This window comes from Brevirhabdus sp. (genome assembly GCF_052826345.1).
Genome location: NZ_JBRBUA010000020.1, coordinates 61,192 through 83,981, shown reverse-complemented (window position 1 = coordinate 83,981; position 22,790 = coordinate 61,192). Strand labels below are relative to the sequence as shown.

The 22,790-nt window shown below is 66.8% G+C and carries 17 protein-coding genes; 6 read left to right on the top strand and 11 right to left on the bottom strand.

Annotated elements, in window-relative coordinates; genetic code table 11:
* Positions 1-8: 8 nt before the first annotated feature.
* Both ACU0BR_RS03385 and ACU0BR_RS03380 read right to left on the bottom strand, forming a co-directional pair.
* On the bottom strand, positions 9-3,596 hold the full coding sequence (locus tag ACU0BR_RS03385) for an efflux RND transporter permease subunit (RefSeq protein ID WP_446155435.1): 3,588 nt from the start codon (positions 3,594-3,596) through the stop codon (positions 9-11).
* Positions 3,593-4,903 (bottom strand): efflux RND transporter periplasmic adaptor subunit, encoded by a 1,311-nt coding sequence (locus tag ACU0BR_RS03380; protein WP_446155434.1) that lies wholly within the window; start codon positions 4,901-4,903, stop codon positions 3,593-3,595. The genes ACU0BR_RS03385 and ACU0BR_RS03380 overlap by 4 nt, the downstream gene beginning before the upstream one ends.
* Positions 4,904-5,140: 237 nt before the next feature.
* Between ACU0BR_RS03380 and ACU0BR_RS03375 the strand changes: the two genes are divergently transcribed.
* From ACU0BR_RS03375 to der, 3 genes are all read left to right on the top strand, one after another.
* A complete protein-coding gene (locus ACU0BR_RS03375) occupies positions 5,141-5,842 on the top strand; it encodes a hypothetical protein (RefSeq protein ID WP_446155433.1) in 702 nt (233 codons plus the stop codon).
* Positions 5,843-5,966: 124 nt separating this feature from the next.
* Positions 5,967-7,352 carry an outer membrane protein assembly factor BamB family protein gene (locus ACU0BR_RS03370; RefSeq protein WP_446155432.1) on the top strand — a complete coding sequence of 462 codons (1,386 nt, stop codon included), beginning with the start codon at positions 5,967-5,969 and terminating at the stop codon, positions 7,350-7,352.
* 73 nt (positions 7,353-7,425) lie between these two features.
* Entirely contained in the window at positions 7,426-8,904 is a 1,479-nt protein-coding gene (gene der / locus ACU0BR_RS03365) for a ribosome biogenesis GTPase Der (protein ID WP_446155431.1), read from the top strand.
* Positions 8,905-8,955: 51 nt separating this feature from the next.
* Here the strand turns inward: der and ACU0BR_RS03360 are convergent, their stop codons facing one another.
* Complete coding sequence (locus tag ACU0BR_RS03360) at positions 8,956-9,516, bottom strand: lipid-binding SYLF domain-containing protein (protein ID WP_446155430.1); 561 nt, start codon at positions 9,514-9,516, stop codon at positions 8,956-8,958.
* Positions 9,517-9,644: 128 nt separating this feature from the next.
* Complete coding sequence (gene hemB / locus ACU0BR_RS03355) at positions 9,645-10,649, bottom strand: porphobilinogen synthase (RefSeq protein ID WP_446155429.1); 1,005 nt, start codon at positions 10,647-10,649, stop codon at positions 9,645-9,647.
* Between hemB and ACU0BR_RS03350 the strand changes: the two genes are divergently transcribed.
* The 3 genes from ACU0BR_RS03350 to mfd are packed head-to-tail and all read left to right on the top strand — an operon-like array spanning position 10,648 to position 14,821.
* Positions 10,648-10,776, top strand: coding sequence for a hypothetical protein (locus ACU0BR_RS03350; RefSeq protein WP_446155428.1), 129 nt, complete (start codon positions 10,648-10,650; stop codon positions 10,774-10,776). The genes hemB and ACU0BR_RS03350 overlap by 2 nt on opposite strands.
* A complete protein-coding gene (locus ACU0BR_RS03345) occupies positions 10,776-11,303 on the top strand; it encodes a component of SufBCD complex (RefSeq protein WP_446155427.1) in 528 nt (175 codons plus the stop codon). Before ACU0BR_RS03350 ends, ACU0BR_RS03345 begins: the two co-directional genes overlap by 1 nt.
* Positions 11,304-11,335: 32 nt before the next feature.
* A complete protein-coding gene (gene mfd / locus ACU0BR_RS03340; protein ID WP_446155426.1) occupies positions 11,336-14,821 on the top strand; it encodes a transcription-repair coupling factor in 3,486 nt (1,161 codons plus the stop codon).
* 136 nt (positions 14,822-14,957) lie between these two features.
* On the opposite strand, the gene ACU0BR_RS03335 is transcribed toward mfd, so the two are convergent.
* From ACU0BR_RS03335 to ACU0BR_RS03305, 7 genes are all read right to left on the bottom strand, one after another.
* Positions 14,958-16,214, bottom strand: a complete 1,257-nt coding sequence (locus ACU0BR_RS03335) for a multidrug effflux MFS transporter (RefSeq protein WP_446155425.1) — start codon at positions 16,212-16,214, stop codon at positions 14,958-14,960.
* A gap of 38 nt (positions 16,215-16,252) precedes the next feature.
* Positions 16,253-16,900, bottom strand: a complete 648-nt coding sequence (locus ACU0BR_RS03330) for a DsbA family oxidoreductase (protein ID WP_446155424.1) — start codon at positions 16,898-16,900, stop codon at positions 16,253-16,255.
* The gene (locus ACU0BR_RS03325; protein WP_446155423.1) at positions 16,887-18,527 is read right to left on the bottom strand and encodes a class I adenylate-forming enzyme family protein; all 1,641 of its coding nucleotides are present in this window, start codon (positions 18,525-18,527) and stop codon (positions 16,887-16,889) included. Before ACU0BR_RS03325 ends, ACU0BR_RS03330 begins: the two co-directional genes overlap by 14 nt.
* 93 nt (positions 18,528-18,620) lie before the next feature.
* Complete coding sequence (locus ACU0BR_RS03320) at positions 18,621-18,968, bottom strand: hypothetical protein (RefSeq protein ID WP_446155422.1); 348 nt, start codon at positions 18,966-18,968, stop codon at positions 18,621-18,623.
* Positions 18,969-19,141: 173 nt separating this feature from the next.
* Positions 19,142-20,956: an extracellular solute-binding protein gene (locus ACU0BR_RS03315; RefSeq protein ID WP_446155421.1), complete on the bottom strand. Its 1,815-nt coding sequence runs from the start codon at positions 20,954-20,956 to the stop codon at positions 19,142-19,144.
* A 372-nt stretch (positions 20,957-21,328) separates the two neighbouring features.
* Complete coding sequence (locus ACU0BR_RS03310) at positions 21,329-21,952, bottom strand: LysE/ArgO family amino acid transporter (protein WP_446155420.1); 624 nt, start codon at positions 21,950-21,952, stop codon at positions 21,329-21,331.
* Between the two features lie 82 nt (positions 21,953-22,034).
* Positions 22,035-22,760 carry a DUF502 domain-containing protein gene (locus ACU0BR_RS03305; RefSeq protein WP_446155419.1) on the bottom strand — a complete coding sequence of 242 codons (726 nt, stop codon included), beginning with the start codon at positions 22,758-22,760 and terminating at the stop codon, positions 22,035-22,037.
* Between the last annotated feature and the right edge of the window lie 30 nt (positions 22,761-22,790).

Genomic DNA, 22,790 nt, shown 5'->3' with positions numbered 1-22,790 from the left:
CGGTCAGCTCACTCCGCCGCGCGCAGCGGCGGGAAACCGGCCGTCAAGGGGGGCGGCACCTCGACCAGCTCATTCCAGATGATCTCGGCTCCGTGCAGCTTGCGCGCGCGGCGGCGCAGGCGCATGTCGTCGCGCAAGCGGCGGCCCGTGCGGCCCGGCCCCAGTGCACGCAACAGCCGCGCCGTGCCATAGGCGCCTCGTCCGGCCCAGATCCTCAGCGCCAGCAGCGAGGGCGTGAAGATCAGCGTCAGAACCGTCGCGATGCCCAGCCCGAAGACGACGGCCGTGGCGAGCTGTTTCCACCACAGCGCCGTCGGGCTGTCGAGCGAGGAGCCGCCGCCGATGAAATCGAGCGACAGGCCGAACATCATCGGCGTCAGCCCCGCCATCGTGGTGATCGTGGTCAACAGAACCGGGCGGATGCGGGTTTCGACCGTGCGGGTGATCGCCTCGGTCGCGGGCATGTAGCGGGAATATTCCTGATAGGTGTCGATCAGCACGATGTTGTTGTTCACCACGATTCCCGCCAGCGCGACGATCCCCGTGCCGGTCATGATGATCGAAAACGCCTGGTCCATAACCATCATCCCGATCAGCACGCCGGTGGTGGACAGCACGACCGCCAGCAAAACCAGGACCGAATTGTAGATGCTGTTGAACTGCGCCAGCAGGATCACGAACATCAGCCCCAGCGCGCCCAGAAAGGCGGTTTGCAGGAAGGCCTGGCTTTCGGCCTGCTCTTCCTGATCGCCGGTCCATTCATAGCTGATGCCCGCGGGCAGATCGGCGTCCTCGGCCAGCCATGTGTCCAGCACCGCGATGCGTTCGCTGGCGGTGATCGGCGCGCCTTCGGCGTTGGTCATGCCCGGGCTCACGTCGGCCTTGACGTCATAGACGCGCGTCTGGTCGACACGGTCGATCTGGCCCAGCTTGGCGACGGGGCGGCGGGTGATGAAATTCGACAGCGGGACCAGCCCCGCGTTGGTGCGCAGCTTGAGCGAATCGAGCGTGGAAAGCACGCGGTACTGTTGCGGCAGGCGCACACGGATATCGATCTCCTCGTCCGAGCTGTCGACGCGCATCGTGTCGATCAGCAGGCCGCGGGTGACCAGCTGCACCATCGCGCCCACGGTCGCCACATCGGCGCCGTAACGTCCCGCCTTGGCGATGTCGACGTCGATCTGCCAGTCGATGCCGGGCAGCGGGCGCGTGTCCTCGATGTCGGTCAGCCCCGGCACCTGCGCGAAATGCGCGCGCACACGCGCGGCGGTCGCGTCGAGCAGCGCCAGATCGTCGCCTTTCAGCCGCAGGTGGATGGGCTTGCCCGACGATGGCCCGCGATCCGCGTTCAGGATGTCGATCTGCACGCCGGGGATGCGGCGCAGCCGCGTCTCGATCCGGTCCATGATCAGATTGCCGTCGAAGGCGGGATCGGCGCTGCCCAGCCCCAGCGCGTTGACGCTGCGCGGGCGCTCTTCCCAGGGGATCAGTTCCAGCTGCATCTGGCCGATGGTGTCCAGCGGCGCCTGCGCGCCCCCGGTGTTCTGGTTCAGCCCGCCTTCGCCCGCGAAGGCAAAGACCGAGCGCACGCCCGGATCGGCCAGCACGATGCGTTCGGCCTGCGCCAGCAGCGCGTCCTTTTGCAGCAAGGACATGTTCCCGCGTCCGCGCACGTAGATGATCGCCTGTTCGGGTTCGCTGTCGACGAAGAACTCGACCCCCTTGTTGTTCTGCCCGTACTGGATGCCCACCAGCACGACGAAGCCGACCACCGCGCCGGCGGCGACCAGCGGCATCACCGGGTTGCCGACGATCAGGTGGATCAGCCAGCCGATCGCGCTGCGCCGGTGGCCCGTGCGCAGGTTGCGCGGGCGGCGGCGCAGCTTTGCCGCGCCCAACGTCACCGAACTCAGCACCAGCGCCAGCACGAACAGCAGCGCCCCCGGCAGGGTGCCCATGATCCCCGAGGGCAGCGCCCCCGCGGGCAACAGGTAGGCGGGGTTGAGAAGCTGCATCAACGCCAGGAACACCAGATAGGCCGCGCCCGCCGCCAGCACCGCCCGCAGGATCCAGGGCAGCGGGCGCAGCGTCTCCGAAGCCCGCTCGAACGCGCGCGACATGCGCCCGGCGACGCCGCCCATCACCGGCAGGTAGATCAGCGCCACCACCAGCGAGGCCGACAGCACGAAGATCAGCGTGACCGGCAACATGCCCATGAACTGCCCCGGCACGCCGGGCCAGAACAGCATGGGCAGAAAGGCGCAAAGCGTCGTCGCGGTCGAGCTGACGATGGGCCAGAACATGCGCTTGGTGGCCTCGACATAGGCGGTCATCGGGCCCGTGCCCTCCGCGATGCGGCGATCGGCGTATTCGACCACCACGATGGCGCCGTCGACCAGCATGCCCACGGCGAGGATCAGGCCGAACATGACGATGTTCGACACGCTCACGCCCATCAGTGCCAGGAAGGCGAAGCAGAGCAGGAAGGAGGTCGGGATGGCGAAGCCCACCAGCAGCGCCGAGCGCGCGCCGAGCGCGGCGAGCACCACGATCATCACCAGCGCGATCGCGGTCAGCACCGACCCTTCGAGCTGGCTGACCATGCTGGCCACCACGCGGCTTTGATCGAGCGAGGTGCCGATGTTCACGGCGCGCTGCAATTCCGCGGGCCAGGTCGCCTGGCGCGCGGCGACGGTCTCGCGCACCAGCGCGACGGTGTCGATCAGGTTGAACCCCTTGCGCTTGACCACCTGCAGCGCGACGGCGGGCTCGCCGTTGAACCGCGCGGTGCCGACCTTGTCCTCGAAGGTCAGGCGAATGTTGGCCAGCTCCCCCAGCGTGACGACGCGGTCGCCGTTGGTCTTGACCGGCAGGTTGAAGATATCGCGCGCCTCGTCGAAGGAGGAGGGGATCTTGACCGCGAAGGCCCCGGTGGGGCTTTCGACGACGCCGGCGGGGATCAGCAGGTTGTTGTTGGTGACCACATTGATCAGCTCTCCGGCGGTGACGTTGTAGGCCTCCAGCATCAGGGGGTCGATCACGACTTCCAGCATCTCGTTGCGGTGGCCGGCCAGCCCGGCCTCCAGCACCGGCTCCAGCCCTTCGAGGGCGCCCTGCATGTCCTTGGCCAGCCGCAGCAGCGTGCGTTCGGGCACGTCGCCGGTCAGGCTGACGACGACGATGGGAAATTCGGAGAAGTTTATTTCCTTGATCGAGTATTTCTCGGCGCCCGAGGGAAACTTGGCCTCGGCCGTGTTCATCCGGTCGCGCACATCCGCAATGATCTTGGTCTTGTCCCAGCCGAACTCGAACTCCAGCGCCAGCCCGGCGTAGCCTTCGGCGGCGGTGGCGGTCATCGTCTTCAGCCCGTCCAGATCGCCCAGCTCGGTTTCCATCGGCTTGATCAGAAGCTTTTCGCTGTCGGCGGCCGAAATGCCGGGGAAGGGCACGGATACGAAAAGCGCGGGGATCTCGATGTCGGGCTCGCCCTCCTTGGGCAGCGTGCCATAGGCGAAGGCGCCCGCGACGATCGACATGACGACGAAGGCCATGACCATGCGCGCATGTGCGGCGGCCCAGTCGATCATGCGCGTCATCCCTCAGGCTCCGGCCGGGTGGCGTCGTCGCCGCGCCAGTGCGGGGCGACGGGCACGCCGTCGATCACGTATTCCTGTCCGACGACGATCACGTCGACCGCGTCGGGCAGCCCGCCGATCCAGACGCCTTGCGGGGTGTCGCGCAGCACCTCCGCGGGCAGGAATCGCGCGGTGCTCTCGGCGTCGACGCTGCGCACGCCGATCACGCCCGCATCGTTCAGCGTCAGCGCCGATTGCGGCAGCAGATGCGCGCGGCGCCCGTCCGAGGCGATGACGATTTCCGCCGTCTGCCCGTCGCTGATCGCGCCTTCGGGGTTGGCGACGTCGACGTCCACGCGAAAGGTGCGCGTCGTCTCGTCGGCGGAGCGTGAGACGAAGGTTACCTGCCCCTCGACCGTGTCGCCCGACACCAGCCGCGCCTGCGCCGGGGCGCCAAGTGTCACGCGGTCGATGTCGGCTTCGGGAGCGAAGCCCACCAGCTTGATCGGGTCGATCTGGATCACGGTGGCGCAAAGCGACCCGGGTTGCAGAAAGCTGCCCAGCTCGGCCGTGTCGGATTCCAGAAGCCCGGCGAAGGGCGCCTTCAGCTGCAACCGCTCGATCTGCTTGCTGGCGGCGGCCACGCCCGCCTGCGCCGATTGCAGCCCGGCGCGCGCGGCCTGCACACCGGCCCGCGCCGATTCCAGCGCCGCCGCCGTGGCCGCCACCCGCGTGGTCGAGGCAAAGCCGTCCTGCGACAGCCGCGATGCGGCGCGGTCGTTGATCTGCGCTTCTTCGAGGCGGGCCTGCGCCTCGGCCAGGCGGGCCTCCATCTCGGGCACCCGGGCGCGGGCTTCGTCGCGTTCGGCGATGCGCGTGCCGGGGTCAAGCTCGCACAGCAGATCGCCCGCGGCCACCACCGACCCCTTGGGCCGCGGGGCCGACATCACCAGGCCGGTGATCTCGGAGCGGACATCGACCTGGCGCGACGCCTCGGTGCGGCCGCGCAGAATCACGGCGCTGTCGATATCGCGCGCGCGGGAGCGCAGGGCCACTACCGATACGGGCGCGGGGCTTTCGGCGGCAGGGCTTTCGGCGGCAGGGAGAGACGCGGGCGCAGACGCGGGCCCGGACGCGGGGGGCGCATCGGGGGAATTGTCCGCATCTTCGGCGGTGGTGTCGGCCGCGGCGGGCTGCGTGCGGGGCTGCGGCGACACCTCGATGGCAGCCTCTCCGCGCGCGAAACGCAGCACGGCCTGACGCTCGAACACGATCAGATATAGGCCCGCCATCACGAGCGCCGCCGTCAGAAGGGAAAAGATACGCATGGGTCGGGCTCCGCTGAACAGCCGGTCGAATGAAACTATAGCCGATTTCGGGGCGTGAGGCTTCGGCGCGGGCGCATGTGCCGGAACCCTCGACCGCCCGTATCCGCCCCCCTTCGGCATCGGCGGTGAAACTATCAGCAAAACGTGACTGGGGGAAACCGCCAAATCCGCGCGGCCCTTGGCAAACTCCGCCTGATCAGGGTAAGAGGTTTCGCAACAGGAGAAGGGTGCGATCTGGTGAGCAATTCCGACAGTTTCATTGACGAAGTCTCCGAAGAGGTACGCCGCGACAAGCTGTTCGCGATGCTCAAGCGCTGGGGGTGGGTCGGCGTGCTGGCGGTGCTGCTGATCGTGGGCGGTGCGGCCTACAACGAATACCGCAAGGCCGATGAACGCGCGCGCGCCGAAGCCGCGGGCAACGCCATGCTGGCCGCGATGGAGGCCAAGACCCCCGAGGCGCGCGTCGCCGCGTTGGACGCGATCCCCGCCGAGGGCGCGCAGACCGCGCTGCTCGGCCTGATGGAGGCGAGCGCCGCCGTCGACACCGGCACCCCGATCGGAGAGCAACCCCCCGAGGCGCTGGCCGCCCGGCAGGCTGCGCGCGAAAAGGCGATTTCGCGGTTGCAGGCGCTGTCGACCTCTGGCGCGGTCGATGAGATCTACCGCGAACTGGCCTCGCTGAAACTTGTGATGCTGAGCGGCAGCGACATGGCCGTGGATCAGCGGCTGGAGCGGCTGAACACGCTGGCGCAACCCGGCGCGCCCTTTCGCATCCTGGCGATGGAGCAAAAGGCCCTGACGCTGATCGAAGCGGATCGCCGCGACGAGGCGCTGGCGCTTCTGCGCGAAATGCAGACCGACCCGCAGCTTACAGCGGGCTTGCTTCGGCGCGTCAGTCAGTTGATTGTGGCCCTGGGCGGTCGTATCGACGCGGCCTGAACGGCGGCGCCCTCGCGGGCATCGCCCCGCGGGCGGCCCGGAGGGAAAGCTGCGCGAGACGACTTGGGCAAGCGAGACGACGATGACTGAGACAACGCAAAAGACGATGAAGAGGTCCTGAGCAGTGAAGCTGAAGCACAGCGTCGGAGTTGTCGCACTCCTGGGGATGGCAACCGTCCTGTCCGGTTGCGGGCCGGATGAGGTGAAATTGACCGGCAAGCGGTTCGATGTGACCGCGCCGCTCGACGCGTCCAAGGGAACGGAATCCGTTCAGGGCGAAGGCGTCGTCGACTGGCCCGACGCCGAACGGGACCCGCGGCGCATCGTCTCGGCGGGAACGGTGCCCGCGCTGGCGCTGCCGCAGCAGGTCACCAACCGCGACTGGACCCACCCCAACGGTACCGCGTCGCACCGCATCCAGCACCCGCGGCTGTCGGCGCAGCCGCGCCTGGCCTGGGTGGCCGACATCGGCAATGGCGATGACCGTCAGCACCGCATCACGGCCTCGCCCGTCGTGGCCGACGGCCGTATCTTCGCGATGGATTCGCGGGCGCGCGTCACCGCGACCGCAAGCAACGGCGGATCGCTCTGGTCGACCAGCGTGGCGCCACGCTCCGACAGCAGCGCCGACGCTTCGGGCGGCGGGCTGGCCTATGGCGGCGGGCGGCTTTTCGTGACCACCGCCTTCGGCGCGGTCGTCGCTCTCGACCCCGCGACGGGCGGCGAGATCTGGCGCCAGCGCCTCGATGCGGCCGCGACCGGGGCGCCTGCCGTGGATGGCAAGCTGCTGTATGTCGTCGGACGTGACGGGCAGGGCTGGGCGATCAGCACCGACACCGGCCGGGTGCAGTGGCAATTGCCCAGCATTCCCGCCGCGGAGGTGCGTACCGGCGGCGCGGGACCCGCGGTCACCGACCGGCTGGCGATTTTCCCCTACGGCTCGGGCGAACTGATCGGCGCATTCAAGCAGGGCGGTCGGCAGCTCTGGTCGATCAACGTGGCCGGCGGGCGCAATGGCCGCGCCTATGCCAGCGTGCGCGATCTGACGGCCGCGCCGGTCATCGACGGCAGCCGCATCTATGCGGGCAATCCCAGCGGACGGCTGGTGGCGGTGGATGCCGACACCGGCGTGCGCCAGTGGACCGCCGAACAGGGCGCTGTCGATCCGGTCTGGCCGGTCGGCGGATCGATCTTCCTGGTCAACGACCAGAACGAGCTGGTGCGCCTGGAGGCCGCGACAGGCGATGTGATCTGGTCGCGCCCGCTGCCGCTGTTCCTGAAGGAGCGCGTGAAGAAACGCCGCGCGATCTTTGCCCATTACGGGCCGATCCTGGCGGGCGGGCGAATCTGGGTCGCCTCCGACGATCAGCTGCTGCGCGGCTTCGATCCGGGCACGGGGGCGCTTGCGGCGACGATCGCGCTGCCCGGCGGCGCCGCTTCCGCGCCCGTGGTCGCCAACGATACGCTCTACGTCGTGTCGCAGGATGGGCGACTTCTGGCTTTCCGCTGATCGCCGATCGGTATAGAGGGGCGGCTTGCCCGCGCAGCGTTCGGCCGCGCGCCCGCGAAACCGGAGTCATCGCATGAGCTTTACCCTTGCCATCGTCGGCAGGCCCAATGTCGGCAAATCAACGCTGTTCAACCGGCTGGTGGGCAAGCGTCTGGCGCTGGTCGACGATCAACCCGGCGTCACCCGCGATCTGCGCGAGGGCGCGGCGCGGCTGGGCGATCTGCGCTTTACCGTCATCGACACCGCCGGTCTCGAAGAGGTGACGGATGAATCGCTGCAAGGCCGGATGCGCCGCCTGACCGAACGCGCGGTCGATATGGCCGATGTCTGCCTTTTCATGGTCGATGCGCGCGCGGGCATCCTGCCTGCCGATCAGGTCTTTGCGGAGATCCTGCGCAAACGCTCCGCCAATGTGATCCTTGCCGCCAACAAGGGCGAAGGCCATGCCGCCGAAGCCGGTGTGCTGGAAGCCTACAGCCTGGGCTTGGGCGAGCCGTTGCGCCTGTCGGCCGAACATGGCGAGGGCATGGAGGATCTGTTCGACGCGCTGCGCCCGATCTACGACGCGCATGAAGCCGCCGCCGCGCGCGACGCGCCCGAGGTCGACGTCACCCTGCCCGAGGGCGAGGACGACGCGGCGGACGCGGCCGAGATCAGCGCCCGTGTCCCGACGCTCGCCCGTCCGATGCAGATCGCGGTCGTGGGACGGCCCAACGCGGGCAAGTCGACGCTGATCAACACGATCCTGGGCGAAGACCGCCTGCTGACCGGCCCCGAGGCCGGGATCACCCGCGATGCGATCTCGGTCACCCAGGAATGGGGCGGGCTTCCGGTGCGCATCTTCGACACGGCCGGGATGCGCAAGCGCGCCAAGGTGCAGGACAAGGTCGAGAAGCTGTCGGTCGCCGACGGCCTGCGCGCGGTGAAATTCGCCGAGGTGGTGATCGTGCTGCTGGACGTGGAGATTCCCTTCGAGCAGCAGGATCTGCGCATCGCCGATCTGGCCGAGCGCGAGGGGCGGGCGGTTGTGGTGGCTGTCAACAAATGGGATATGGAGCCCGAAAAACAGGCTAAGCTGAAAGAGCTGAAAGAGGCTTTCGAGCGTTTGCTGCCGCAGCTGCGCGGTGCGCCGCTGATCACGATCTCCGCCAGGACGGGCCGCGGCATGGACCGGCTTCAGGAAGCCGTGGCCAGGGCCTATGAGGTTTGGAACCGTCGCGTCACCACGGCTCATCTGAATCGCTGGCTGACGGGGATGCTGGAAAACCACCCGCCGCCCGCACCGGGCGGCCGCCGGATCAAGCTGCGCTACATGACCCAGGCCAAGACGCGCCCGCCGGGGTTCGTGGTGATGTGCTCGCACCCCGAAAAGATGCCCGACAGCTATTCGCGTTATCTCGTGAATGGTCTGCGAGAGGATTTCGACATGCCCGGCACCCCCATCCGGCTGTATTTCCGGGGGCAGAGCGATCAGAATCCCTACAAGAACAAAAAGAAATCAACGCCGTCGCGGCTGCGCAAGCATCTGGGCAAGCCGCCCGCCAACGATTAGCACGCGGGCGTCCGTCGCCGCGGGGGCGGCGACGGGATCCGCCCTCCGGGGTCAGGGGATGATGCGGGTGTATTTCGTGCCTTCGATCGAGGCGCCCGCGATCAGCCCGGCCTGGCCGAAGACCACGGCGATCACCGGGTTCAGCACGGTGGTGGTATCCACGCCCAGATTGTTGCCGCGGTCGCTGACGGCATATTCGACATCCGCGCCGGCCGCCCAGCCCGAAGAAAAACGGAAGTCGCCCAACGCCTCGGGCGTCATGAAGAACAGCGCATGGGCGTATTGCTGCGCGCCGATCTGGATGCCGAAACTTGCCTGCGTGGCGGAGTAGTAATCGACCGTCGCGCCGTTGATCTGCAAGGCGCCGCGCCCGTAGCTGCCGCCGACGCCCAGCCCGGCCTTGGTGACCAGCGGCATGATCAGCACGCCCGCTGCCTTGTCCGCCAGGTTGCGGGTGCCGGGGATATTGGCGAACATGTAGTCCTTGGCGGCTTCTACCCGCAAATTCAGCCGATCCGCGCCCTGACCGCCCATGCCGTTGCTGCATGCCGCCGTCGTCGTGGTCAGCGCGCCTGCGGCCAGCAAAAAATAGCGCCGGTTGATACTGCTCATCTTTTCGTGCCCTCGGTTGTTCTTGCCGGACTTATACGGCCGGTCGCCTATAAGTATAGACGATCGTGGGGGAGGTGTCACCAAAATCACACGGCGATTGGCGGTCTCCCGCCGTCTTTTTTGTCGTATCAGCTGGACTGGTTCAGCAAACGCGCTATGCGCGGGGCGAAATAGGTCAGTACGCCGTCGCAGCCCGCACGCTTGAAGCCCAGCAGGCTTTCGGCCATCACGCGGTCGCCATCGAGCCAGCCATTGCGCGCGGCCGCCTCCAGCATCGCATATTCGCCGGAGACCTGATAGGCGAAGGTCGGCACGTGGAACGCCTCCTTCACCCGGCGGCAGATGTCGAGATAGGGCATTCCGGGCTTGACCATCACCATGTCGGCGCCCTCGGCCAGATCGCGTGCCACCAGGCGCATCGCCTCATCGGTGTTGCCCGCATCCATCTGATAGGTGGATTTGTCGCCCTTCAGCGCGCCCGATGCCCCGACCGCATCGCGAAAGGGGCCGTAGAACCCGGAGGCGTATTTGGCCGCATAGGACAGGATCAGCGTATCCTTGTGGCCCGCCTGTTCCAACGCATCGCGCATGGCGCCGATGCGCCCGTCCATCATGTCGGACGGCCCCAGGATATCGGCGCCCGCCTCGGCCTGCGCCAGCGCCATGCGCACCAGCGCCTCGACCGTCTCGTCGTTCAGGATCACGCCGTCGCGCACGATGCCGTCGTGGCCATGCGCGTTATAGGGGTCCAGCGCCACGTCGGTCATCACCGTCAGCTCCGGGACCGCCGCCTTGATCGCGCGCACGGCCCGGTTCGAAAGGTTCTCGGGGTTCCAGGCCTCTTCGCAGCCTGCCGTCTTCAGCGCCGGATCGGTGTAGGGAAACAGGCAGATCGCGGGGATGCCGAGGGCGACGGCCTCTTCGGCGGCGCGCACCACGCGGTCGATCGACAGCCGCGCGACTCCGGGCATCGAGGCGATCGGCTCCTCCAGATCCTGCCCCTCGCGCACGAAGACCGGCCAGATCAGGTCCGAGACGCGCAGCTCGTTCTCGCGCACCAGCACGCGCAGGGCGGGGGTGCGGCGTTGTCGGCGCAGGCGTGAGCGGGGATAGGCGGCGGGCGAATGCGGCATGACGGAGTTCCTTTGCGTTGCACTGGAATTCGCACGCTTCGTCGGGTATCTCAAGGGTCCCGAGGGGCTGGAACTTGTCGTTGCGCGGCGATATGGTGCGGCGAAACTGAACGAGAAAGCAGATTGATGGACGCAATCGGCGCCGTGACGGAACTGATCGACCTGCGATCGTTCTCCAATCTGTGGTTCTGGATCTTTCTGGCGGTGATGTGGTCGACCGCCAGCCATTGGGTGATCGGCGTTCCCTTCGACATGATCCAGCGCGCCCGCACCGGCGGGGCAGAGGCCGCCGCCGACGTGGATGTGCTGATCCGCATCTACACCCGCAGGCTGCTGTTCATATCGCGCATGTCGGGGATGTGGCTGGTGGGGCTGTCGACCTTTGCGCTGACGGCGCTGGGTATCCTCGGTTTCGTCTACAGGGTGGAGTTCTGCCAGGCGCTGTTTCTGCTCTTCCTGCCGATGAGCTCGGTCGGGGCGCTGTCGATCCGCACCGCACGCCGGATCGAGACGCAGGACATCACCGGGCCCGCCCTTTTCCCGGTCCTGCGCTGGCATCGCTTCTGGATTCAGGTGATCGGCATGCTCTCGATTTTCGTCACCGCGATGTGGGGCATGTTGCAGAACCTGAACATCGGCGCATTGGGAAGTTGACTTCGCCGCCAAAGGGGGTACGTCCCGCGGGCATGTCGGATACATCGCATATCACCGTCGGCGGCGCCCCCGAAGGGTTCGACGCCCGCGTCCTGCTCAAGGAACTGGACCGCGGCGGCACCGCGCCGCTGATCCATGTCGCGCGCGACGACCGGCGGCTGGCCGCCATGCGCGACGCGCTGGCCTTTTTCTCGCCCAACACGGTGGTGCTGGATTTCCCGGCCTGGGATTGCCTGCCCTATGACCGGGTCTCGCCCAACGCCGATGTTTCGGCCGCGCGGATGGCGACGCTGGCCACGCTGGCGCAGGGGCTGTCGGGGCCGTTCATCCTGTTGACGACGGTGAACGCGATCACCCAGCGTATTCCCGCGCGCGACCTGCTGGCGGGGGCGAGTTTCACCGCGCAGGTCGGCCAGCGCATCGACGAGGGGGCGCTTCGCGATTTTCTGGTGCGCATGGGCTTTACCCAATCGCCCACGGTGACCGAACATGGCGATTACGCCATCCGCGGCGGGATCATCGACATCTACCCGCCGGGGGATGCGGGCCCCGTGCGGCTGGATCTGTTCGGCGACGTTCTGGACGGGGCGCGCCGGTTCGACGCCGCCACCCAGCGCACGACCGAAAAGCTGAGCACGGTCGAGCTGGCCCCGGTGTCGGAAGTCATCCTCGACGAGGCCTCGATCACCCGGTTCCGCCAGAACTACCGCATCGAATTCGGCGCGACGGGCACCGACGATCCGCTCTATGAGGCAGTCAGCGCGGGGCGCAAGCAGCAGGGTGTCGAACATTGGCTGCCGTTCTTTCACGAACGGCTCGAAACGCTGCTGGATTACGTGCCGAACGCGGCTGTCGTGCTGGACGACCAGACCGAGGCGATCCGCCTGTCGCGCTGGGAAACCATCGCCGATCAATATTCCAACCGGCGCGAGGCGATGACCCAGAAGGGGCGGCTCGATACCGTCTACAAACCCAGCCCGCCGGAACTTCTCTACCTCGACGATGCGGCATTTCAGGCCGCGCTGTCGGGGCGGCGGGTGATGCAGCTGCGCATGCTGCCGCAGGGCCCCGGCCCCGGCGTGATCGACGCGGGCGGGCGCATCGGGCGCAATTTCCTGCCCGAGCGTCAGCAGGAATCCATAAGCCTTTTCGGTGCCTTGGCCGATCATATTGCGAAGCGGCGTAAAGAAAACCATGTCGTCGTCGCCAGTTATTCGGAAGGTGCGAGAGAGCGCCTTAAAGGCTTGATGGAAGACGAAGATCTGCTCGATCCGGTCTTCATCGACGACATGCGCGATGTGCCCGAGGGGCACGGGCGGCTGTTTCTGGCGGTCTGGGGTCTTCAGGCGGGGTTCGAGGGGCGCGGCCTCACGGTCATCTCGGAACAGGATGTGCTGGGCGACCGGCTGATCCGCGGCGCGCGGCGCAAGAAACGGGCCGAAAATTTCCTGACCGAGGCGCAAAGCCTCAGCCCCGGCGATCTGATCGTGCATGTCGACCACGGCGTCGGCCGCTACATGGGGCTGGAGACGATCACCGCCATGGGCGCGCCGCATGAATGCATCTCGCTGGAATATGCGGGCGGCGACCGGCTTTTCCTGCCGGTGGAAAACATCGAGCTGCTCAGCCGGTTCGGCCATGACGAGGGGATGCTCGACAAGCTCGGCGGCGGCGCCTGGCAGGCCAAGAAGGCCAGGCTGAAGGAGCGCATCCGGCTGATCGCCGACCGGCTGATCCGTGTCGCCGCCGAACGCGCGCTGCGCCGCGCGCCGATCATGGACCCGCCCGAGGATATGTGGGCGGCCTTCTCCGCGCGCTTTCCCTACCAGGAAACCGACGATCAGCTGAACGCCATCGAGGAGACGATCGGCGATCTGGCCTCGGGCCGCCCGATGGACCGGCTGATCTGCGGCGACGTGGGCTTCGGCAAGACCGAGGTGGCGATGCGCGCGGCCTTCGTCGCGGCGATGACCGGCACGCAGGTCGCGGTGATCGCACCGACGACGTTGCTGGCGCGCCAGCACTACAAGGGGTTCGCCGAACGCTTTCGCGGCTTTCCGCTGGAGGTGCGCCAGCTGTCGCGCTTCGTCTCCGCCAAGGAGGCCGCGGCCACCCGAGACGGCATCAACCGGGGCACCGTCGATATCGTCATCGGCACCCACGCATTGCTGGCGAAATCGGTGCGGTTCAAGAACCTCGGGCTGCTGATCATCGACGAGGAACAGCATTTCGGTGTGCAGCACAAGGAGCGGCTGAAGGAAATGCGCTCCGACATTCACGTGCTGACGCTGACCGCGACGCCGATCCCGCGCACCTTGCAGATGTCGCTGTCGGGGGTGCGCGATCTGTCGATCATCGGTACGCCGCCGGTCGACCGGCTGGCGATCCGCACCTATGTGTCCGAATTCGATGCCGTCACCATCCGCGAGGCGCTGCTGCGCGAACGCTATCGCGGCGGGCAGAGCTTTTTCGTGGTGCCGCGCGTCAGCGACCTGCCCGAGATCGAGGAGTTCCTGCGCGAACAGGTCCCCGAGGTCAGCTTCGTCGTGGCGCATGGCCAGCTTGCGGCCGGGGATCTGGATGACCGGATGAATGCCTTTTACGATGGCAAATACGACGTGCTGCTGGCCACCACCATCGTCGAATCCGGTCTCGACATCCCCACCGCGAACACGATGATCGTGCACCGCGCCGACATGTTCGGCCTCGCGCAGCTCTACCAGATCCGCGGCCGGGTGGGTCGCTCCAAGACCCGCGCCTACGCCTATCTGACGACGAAACCACGCATGAAGCTGACCCCCGCCGCCGAGAAGCGGCTGCGCGTGCTGGGCAGCCTCGACAGCCTGGGCGCGGGCTTCACGCTCGCCAGCCAGGATCTGGACATTCGCGGTGCCGGTAATCTCGTGGGCGAGGAGCAGTCGGGCCACGTGCGCGAGGTGGGATATGAGCTTTACCAGCAGATGCTGGAGGAGGCCGTGGCCAAGATCCGCTCGGGCGAACTTGAGGGGCTGTCGGAGTCGGACGATCAATGGGCGCCGCAGATCAATCTGGGCGTGCCGGTGCTGATCCCCGAAGACTACGTGCCCGACCTCGATGTGCGGCTCGGCCTCTACCGCCGCCTGTCCTCGCTGACCACCAAGGTGGAGCTGGAGGGCTTCGCCGCGGAGCTGATCGACCGTTTCGGCAAGCTGCCGAAGGAGGTCAACACCCTGTTGCTGATCGTGCGCATCAAGGCGATGTGCAAGCGCGCGGGCATCGCCAAGCTTGACGGCGGCCCGCGCGGCGTGACGATCCAGTTCCACAACGACAAATTCGCCGCGCCGTCCGGGCTGGTCGAATTCATCACCGACCAGCGCGGCGCCGCCAAGGTCAGGGACAACAAGATCGTGATCCAGCAGGACTGGCCCAAGGAAAGCGACCGCATCAAGGGCGCCTTCGCCGTGGCGCGCGATCTGGCCGAAAAGGTCGTGGCGCAAAAGAAGGCGGCGCGGGCGCGCACTCCGCCAGTGGCCAGGTAGGATGCCCCCCACGCGAAGTTCGGGGTGAGGAAAGCCCGGGCAGGAGTATTTGGACCGAGAAGAAGCCCGGGCTTTCGCGCATGGGCGCGGCCGCTGCTTCTTCTTGGCAGAAATACTCCCGCCGGAGGCGGCGGCGCTATCCGCCCGGCGCGGTGTCGGGTGGCTCGCGTCGGACCATCGTCATCAGCAGCGCGCCGAGCAGCACGCAGGCGAAGGCGCCGATGATCAGCGGCACGGGCGTCCCGTCGAAGCTGAGCCCGATCGGAATGGCGATCAGCATTGCGAGAACCGTCGAAATCGCACCCACCACCGATGCCGCCATGCCCGCGATATGGCCCATCGGCTCCATCGCGAGGGCGTTGAGATTGCCGATCGTCAGCCCGGCCATGAAGAACACCGACGTCTGCCACAGGATCCAAGCCGGGAATTGCCACCCCGGCGGCAACAGCCCGAAGGCGAACCCCATAAGCATCGCGCCCGAAAGCAGCACATGTCCCCGCAGGGTGGCATTGATCAGGAAGCGCATTCCGACGCGTTCGACCAGGGCGGCGTTCAGCAGGCTGGCCGAGCCCGCGACCAGCGCGATACCGCCGAACCAGAGGGGAAAGCTTGCGGCGCGATCGAAGGTCACATCGAACACCTGAGCCGAGCTTGCGAGCACCGAGAACAGCACGCCGAAAGCCAGCGACTGCACCAGCACGGTCAGCATGACCTGCCGGTGCAGCAGAACCTCGCATAATGCGCGCCACAGGGGGTTCAGCCTGAGCGGGCGCCGTTGGTCGCGCGGCAGGGTTTCGGGCTGGCGCGCCCAGACCCAGACCGCCAGAACGAGCGCGAAGAGGACAAAGGCCGCAAAGACCCCGCGCCAGCCGAATAAGGCGATCATCATCGCGCCGATCGACGGGGCGACCACCGGGATCAGGGTAAAGATCATCATGACCAGAGACACGATGCGCGCCATCGCGCGGCCGGAGTATCTGTCGCGCACGATGGCCAGCGCCACGACCCGCGGCCCCGACGCGCCCAGACCCTGCAGGGCACGCCCCAGCAGCATCATCTCCAGCGTCGGCGCCATCCAGGCGACCATGGCCCCCAGCGTGTAAAGCGCGAGCCCCGCGTAGATCACCGGTTTGCGCCCGAAGCTGTCCGACAACGGCCCGGTGAACAGCGTCCCGACCCCCATGCCCAGCAGGAACATGGTGATGATCAGCTGCGCGCGGTTGGGGGCCTGCGGCGTCAGCGCCTGGGCCATGTCGGAAATGGCGGGCAGCATCGCGTCGATCGAGAAGGCGACCGAGGCAAAGACGAAGGCGATCAGCGCCACGAATTCGCGTTGCGACTGGACCGGAGCCCGTGCGGTGTTCGGCGCGGCGGCGGATGAACCGCCGGCCACGGGTCCGGCCGGGCGTTTGGCCCGAGGATCCGGGGGCGTCACGATCGCCCGGCTTCCAGCTGTTCGCCGATCTCGGCGATCACCTTGGCCCAGAGCTCGGGCGGCTGTGCGCCGGACATGACATGCTGATTGGCCAGCACGAAGGTGGGCACGCCGGAGACGCCCCGCGCGCGCGCGTGGGCGTCGCGTTCGCGGATGTCTTGCGCGTCGGCGTCGCCGTTCAGCAGGCGCTCGGTGACATCCGCGTCCATGCCCACCGACTGCGCTATGTCAAGCAGCACGCCCTTGTCGCCGATATCGCGGCCCTCTTCGAAATAGGCCCTGAACAGCCGGGTCACGGTGGCGGTCTGTCGGCCTTCCAGCCCGGACCAGTGGATCAGACGATGGGCATCGAGCGTGTTGGGCGTGCGTTTGATGCCGCCGAAGTCAAGCTCCAGCCCGGCCGCGCGCGCCGCGTCCTCGATCCTGGAATAGACGCGCACGGCCGCTTCCTTGCCGCCGAATTTCTGTTCCAGATAGTCGCGGCGGTCCATGCCGCCCGCGGGCATTTCCGGGTTCAGCTGGAACGGGTGCCATTCGATCGTGAAGGGGTGATCGGGGTGATCCAGCAGCGCGCGATCCAGGTTGTTCTTGCCGATGTAGCACCAGGGGCAGATGGGATCGGAAAGGATATCAAGCTTGATCATGGCGGGCCTCATAGGCTTGCCGCATCGCGCGGCGGTTCAGTTTTCCGTTGGCGTTCATCGCCAATGCGTCCAGGTGCATGTAGATCCGGGGCGTCTTGTAGCGCGCCAGATGCCGTGCGGCGTGTTCGGCCAGCACGGCGTCCGGCAGGGGGGCGTCCGAAGTGTAGAAGAGCGCGATCACATGCGTATTCGCCTTGACCCGCACCTCGGCGGCGGCGGCGCCGGTCAGCCCGGCGAAATCCGCGAAGGCGGCTTCGACCTCTAGCGGCGAGACCCGGTAGCCGCCCGCGTTCATCATGTCGTCCGACCGGCCCAGATAGGTGATCTCGTCATGCGCATCCATGGTGACGGTGTCGCCGGTCAGAAACCAGCCCGCATGAAAGCGCGCGGCGGTGTCCGCGGGCTGGCCCAGATAGCCGAGCATGAGGCCAGGGTCGGTGTCGGCCACGGCCAGCGTGCCGGGCGTGCCGCGCGGAACCGGCGCGCCCGCCTGGTCGAGCACGGCCAGGCGGCGGCCGCGCTGGGGCAGGCCTGCACTGGCGGCACCAGCGGGGCGGGTGGGCGAGGACGACACGAAGGTGGAACATTCGGACATGCCCAGCGCCTCATAGATGCGGGTGCCCGTCGCCTCTTGCCAGGCCAAGGCCAGCGCTTGCGGCAGTTTTTCGCCCGCCGACAGCGCGTGGCGCAGATGGGGCAGCGGCAGGCGGAGCATGTGCGGCCCCGGCGCGGCATTGCAATTCGTACCGGACGCAGAAGTTTCGGGACCAGTGGTTTCGGGCTCACCTGGTGCGGGCGCGGGGGTCAGGAGCTTGCGGTAAACGCCCGGCGCGGCGGCGAAAAGCGTGGCGCGGCTGGCGCGCAGCAGCGCGGGCAGGGAGGCGATGGCGGTGCCTTCCGCCGCGATCAGGCTCGTGGCGCCCGCCGCCCAGGGGTCCATCAGGCCGGTGCCCAGCGTGTAGGTCCAGTTGAAGGCCCCCGCGTGCAGCAGCCGGTCGTCGGCGCGCAGATCATACCAGTCGCGCCACATCATCTGGCGCGCCCAGACCGCGCGGTGCGCGTGCATGACCGCGCGCGGCTTGCCGGAGGTGCCCGAGGTATAGACGATATAGCCCAGCCGGTCGGGATCGCCCGGTACCGGGGCCATCGGGGCGTGGGCACGCATGTCGCGCAGCGTGCGCAGATCGAGCGGCATCGCCGCGCCACACGCGTCTTCGGGCAGCGTCAAACGCGGGTCATGGGCGATGGCGCGCGGCGCAAGCTCGGCCAGCATCGGGCGCAGCTCATGCGCCGTCAGTTGAGAGGACAGCGGCACCGGCACGATGTCGGCCGCGATACAGCCCAGATAGGCGATCGGAAAATCGACCGTGTTGCCCAGCCTGAGCGCCACCACATCGCCACCCTTGAGGCCCGAGGCCCGCAGCGCCGCGGCGGTGCCGAGCACGGCCGCCCTGAGCGCCGCGAAGCTCCAGTCCTCGAACGGACCTGCCGCGCCCTCGACGCCTGCCGACAGGACCGTCAGCGCGGTCTTCGCGGGCGTGCGTTCGGCAGGGGCCAGCACATGGGCGGCCATGTTGAACCCGGGCGGGCAGGGGGCAGGCGCGCCATTGTCGTAAAGCGATAACATGGGGCCACCTGCTACGCCCAGCTCAGCGCGGTTGCAAGACGTGCAACCGCGCCCGAAAGGTGCCTGAACGGCGGCACGACCCTGCGCGGATCGTCAGCTTTCGCGCCCGACGGGGGGCTCGTTCGTGTCGTCATCGCCGAAATCGCGGTCTTCGGCGTAGACGTCCTCGCCCTCGGGGATGTGGCGGGCGCTTTGCGTGATCGAGACGTTGTCGTGATGCTCGTCCATCACCACGTCCGAGGGGATGCCGCCTTCGAGCCACTGCGAGATCTCTTCGCGCGCCTCGCTTCCCGATATCCCGACGGTCTTGGCGATCAGACCTTCGAAGACGGCGCGGTCGCCGTCGATGCGGATCAGATCGTTTTCCTCCACCCCGGGCCAGCGCTGAAGGATGCTTTCGTGAAAAGCAGACCAGTTACGAGAAACGGTGTTCCAATCCATGAGGTATTCCTGACGTCCTTTTGGGCATTGCGGAAGGTCGCTGCCTGTTACCTGAGACCAATCGCTGGGGCCGGGGATGGTTCCACAGGCGCGCGACGGGCAAGGGGGAGCTGACGTGAAGAGGGCGGCACCTTTCGATGCCGCCCTCTCACTCTCGGGTGCGTCCTTCGCCCTCAGCCCTTTTCATACCACCAGACATCGGGCTGGAACCCCAGCCAGTCGCCGTACATCGGGATCTTGTCGGGGAACTTCAGCTCCTTGATGTGGGCAATGGTCGAGATGTCGCGGAACCAGATCGGGATGACGTAGCGCCCGGTGGTCAGGATGCGGTCCAGCGCCTTGGTCGCGGCCAGAAACGCCTGCCGGTCGGTGGCGTTCAGCATCCGGTCGATCATCGCTTCGGCGGCGGGGCTGGACATGCCCATCCAGTTGCGGGTGCCGGGGGTGTCGACCCCGTCGGACCCCCAGTAGAGCATCTGTTCGGAACCGGGGCTGAGCGACAGGCCGCGCCAGTAATAGGTCATGTCGAAATCGTAATCGGTGGTGCGTTCCTTGAACTGCGCGCTGTCGATGACCTCAAGCTTGGCGGCGATCCCAAGGCGTTTCAGCGCTTCGATGTAGATCGTGGCGATCGAGCGCCCTTCGGAGGCCCCCTGTTGCAGCAGGATGGTGAAGGTAAAGGGCGTGCCGTCGGCGTTCTTCATCACGCCGTCCTGGATCGTCCAGCCCGCCTGCTCGAACAGTTTCAGCGCCTTGCGGATGTTGCGCCGGTTGGCTTCCGAGCCGTCGGAAACCGGCAGATCGTAGCCTTCGATCGCGCCGGGAAGCAGGCTGTCCTCATAGGGGGTCAGCAGCGCGCGCACGGCGCCTTCGGCGGGGCCGTGATCCATACTGAGCACGGAGTTGGAATAATAGGAGGTGATGCGCGGCTTTTTCCCGCCGTTCAGCGTTTCGTTGATGAATTCGAAGTTGAAGGCGTGGATCAGCGCGTCGCGCACGCGCCAGTCCTTGAACTTGTCCTTGCGCGTGTTCATCACGAAGCCCTCGATGCCGGAGGGGCGCTGATGCGGGATCTCGGATTTGACGATCTCGCCCGATGTGACGCGCGGAAAATCGTAGGACGACTCCCACTTGGCCTCGTTGAATTCGCGGTAGGTGTCGATCACCCCCGCCTTGAACGCCTCGAACACCACACCGCCGTCGCCGAAGTAGTCGTAGCGCACAATGTCGAAATTGGCCTGGCCCTGCATGAAGGGCACGTCCTTGCCCCAGTAATCCTCGTTGCGCTTGAATTCGATGTACCGTCCCGGCTCGAACTCGCCAACTGTATAGGGGCCGGAGCCGATCGGGATGTCGAGAGAGGACTGCGTGAAATCGCGCCCTTCCCACTGCGCCTTTTTCAGGACCGGCCGCAGGCCCATCAGCAACGCCAGTTCGCGGTTCTTTTCCGCGAAGGTGATCTTCAGGCTGCGCGGGCCGGTCTTCTCGATGGATTTCACCTGGCTCCAGGAGCCGGTGTAGCGCGGTGATCCCTCGGTGCCCACGGTTTCGTAGGACCAGATCACATCCTCGACGGTGACGGGGCTGCCGTCGGAAAACTTTGCCTCGGGGCGCAGGGTGAATTCGACCCAGGTGCGATCGGGATCGGTTTCGACCGTCTCGGCCAGCAGGCCGTAAAGCGTGAACGGCTCGTCGTAGTTGCGCCCCATCAGGGTTTCGTACACCAGGGTCTGCACACCCCAGGGCGCGCGCCCCTTCAGGATGTAGGGGTTCATCGAATCGAACCCGCCCGATTCACCGATCGCGATGCGCCCGCCCTTGGGCGCCTGGGCATTGACCTGCGGCAGGGATTTGAAATCGGCGGGCAGGGCAGGCTCGCCATACATGGCGATGCCATGCTGGGGCTGCGCCCAGAGCGCCGCGGGGGCCGCTGCCAGCGTCGCGGCCAGGAGGCCTGCCCGAAGCGCCGGTAAAAACAGTGATTTCATAACGGCAACAATCCTCATCGTCCCTTGTTTTGCTGGAAGAACTTTAACCAGCACCTTGTGACATATCAAACTTTTAGGTTGGACTCCGGCGTGGAAACGCTTATAACAAACTTACTGCTCGATAGGTTTCTTGCCTGTATGAAACCTGCCTCAATAACTTAACGCCCGCTTCGCGCGGGCGTTTTTTTTGTGCTAAATTGAGGAAAAATTGCGTTTTTACTGTGGCGGAGCGCCTTGTTGTCGCCACGATCCGGGGCTGGAACGCAGGGCGACGGCCGCGCGAATCAGGCAGGGTTTTCGGTTAAATAAGCTCTCGAAGTGGATGTGCTTCAAAGAGAAACCCCTCGCCTGCGGTGGCGGGAACCGGCCCCGTCATGCCATGACCCCGCGCAGCAGCCCCAGCGCGATGCCCCACATCACCAGCGCGATCATCAGATCCAGAATGCGCCAGGCGGCCGGGCGCGACATGACGGGCGCCAGAAGCCGCGCGCCATAGCCAAGCGCGAAGAAGAACACGAAGGACGCCGTGGTCGCCCCGATCCCGAAGGCAAGCTTCGCGGGCAGGGCGGCATAGCTGGTGGAAATCGCCCCGATCAAACCCAGCGTGTCGAGATAGACATGCGGGTTCAACCAGGTCAGCGCCAGCGCCACGGCCAGCGTGCGCGACAGGCTGCCGGTCTCGCCCGACAGATCCACCGCTTCCGATCCGGCCCAGGCGGCCCGCAGCCGCAGTGCGCCATAGACCAGCAGGAACAGCGCCCCGCCCAGTGCCATCGCGTCGGGCAGCCAGGGCCACAGGCCGATGATCGTCGCGAACCCCGCCACACCCGCCGCGATCAGCAACGCGTCGGAGCCCGCGCAGACCAGGCACAGCGGCAGCACATGGCGCCGCATCAGCCCCTGGCGCAGCACGAAGGCGTTCTGCGCCCCGATCGCGAGGATCAGCGAAAACCCGGTCAGAAATCCGGTCAGCGCCGCACCGGAGAGGGCTGTCATCGGATCGTCGCCCTGCCGGTCGGCGTTCCATGTGACGTCATTGTCGGCATCGTGTGATCATTCGGGCCGTCATTCCGGGCCATCATCCGGGCCGGTCTTCGGCGTCGAGCGAAGAGGCGGGCACGGACGGCTTGGTCGGGTCCTTGGGGTTCGGATAGACGAGCCCGGCCGAGATCACCAGTTTCGCCGCGCTCTCTACGGTCATGTCCAGATAGATGACGTCGCGCTCCGGCACGAACAGCAGGAACCCCGAGGTGGGATTGGGCGTGGTGGGCAGGAATACCGACAGGATGTTCTCCTCCGTCGGGATGCGCGCGCGCACCTCGCCCTTGGCGGAGGTGGAGACGAAGGCCAGCGCCCAGATGCCTTCGCGCGGATATTGCACCAGGCAGGCCTTGTCGAAGGAGGTTTCGCCCTGGCTGAGCGCGGTTTCCACGATCTGCTTGAGGCCGTTGTAGATCGAGCGGACCACCGGCATGCGGTCGACGATGCCCTCGCCCAGCCGGATCAGCGACCGGCCCAGGAACCCCTTCGCCAGCCAGCCCATCACCACCGTGAAGATCAGGAAGATCACCACGCCCACGCCGCGCAGGTTTATCCCGATATATTGCGAGGGTTGCAGCTGATGGGGCACCAGCGGCAGCACCCAGCTGTCGATGGTGCCGGTGACGGTCCATACCAGCCACATTGTCAGCGCGACGGGAACGACGATGATCAGACCGGCGAGAAAGCTGCTGCGCAGCCGGGCAAAGATGCCGGGACGGCGGCGTTTGATCTCTGGACGGTCGTCCGGCTCTTTCTTGGTCATGGCTGTTTGCGGTGTCCAGATCTTTGACAA

What these genes read in the sequence shown, in the direction of transcription:
- ACU0BR_RS03325 (WP_446155423.1), bottom strand. Translation starts at nt 18,527, where the DNA reads ATGTTATCGCTTTACGACAATGGCGCGCCTGCCCCCTGCCCGCCCGGG.
- ACU0BR_RS03350 (WP_446155428.1), top strand. Translation starts at nt 10,648, where the DNA reads ATGACGGAGTTCCTTTGCGTTGCACTGGAATTCGCACGCTTCGTCGGG.
- ACU0BR_RS03330 (WP_446155424.1), bottom strand. Translation starts at nt 16,900, where the DNA reads ATGATCAAGCTTGATATCCTTTCCGATCCCATCTGCCCCTGGTGCTAC.
- ACU0BR_RS03320 (WP_446155422.1), bottom strand. Translation starts at nt 18,968, where the DNA reads ATGGATTGGAACACCGTTTCTCGTAACTGGTCTGCTTTTCACGAAAGC.
- mfd (WP_446155426.1), top strand. Translation starts at nt 11,336, where the DNA reads ATGTCGGATACATCGCATATCACCGTCGGCGGCGCCCCCGAAGGGTTC.
- hemB (WP_446155429.1), bottom strand. Translation starts at nt 10,649, where the DNA reads ATGCCGCATTCGCCCGCCGCCTATCCCCGCTCACGCCTGCGCCGACAA.
- ACU0BR_RS03385 (WP_446155435.1), bottom strand. Translation starts at nt 3,596, where the DNA reads ATGACGCGCATGATCGACTGGGCCGCCGCACATGCGCGCATGGTCATG.
- ACU0BR_RS03310 (WP_446155420.1), bottom strand. Translation starts at nt 21,952, where the DNA reads ATGACAGCCCTCTCCGGTGCGGCGCTGACCGGATTTCTGACCGGGTTT.
- ACU0BR_RS03315 (WP_446155421.1), bottom strand. Translation starts at nt 20,956, where the DNA reads ATGAAATCACTGTTTTTACCGGCGCTTCGGGCAGGCCTCCTGGCCGCG.
- ACU0BR_RS03360 (WP_446155430.1), bottom strand. Translation starts at nt 9,516, where the DNA reads ATGAGCAGTATCAACCGGCGCTATTTTTTGCTGGCCGCAGGCGCGCTG.
- ACU0BR_RS03345 (WP_446155427.1), top strand. Translation starts at nt 10,776, where the DNA reads ATGGACGCAATCGGCGCCGTGACGGAACTGATCGACCTGCGATCGTTC.
- ACU0BR_RS03305 (WP_446155419.1), bottom strand. Translation starts at nt 22,760, where the DNA reads ATGACCAAGAAAGAGCCGGACGACCGTCCAGAGATCAAACGCCGCCGT.
- der (WP_446155431.1), top strand. Translation starts at nt 7,426, where the DNA reads ATGAGCTTTACCCTTGCCATCGTCGGCAGGCCCAATGTCGGCAAATCA.
- ACU0BR_RS03380 (WP_446155434.1), bottom strand. Translation starts at nt 4,903, where the DNA reads ATGCGTATCTTTTCCCTTCTGACGGCGGCGCTCGTGATGGCGGGCCTA.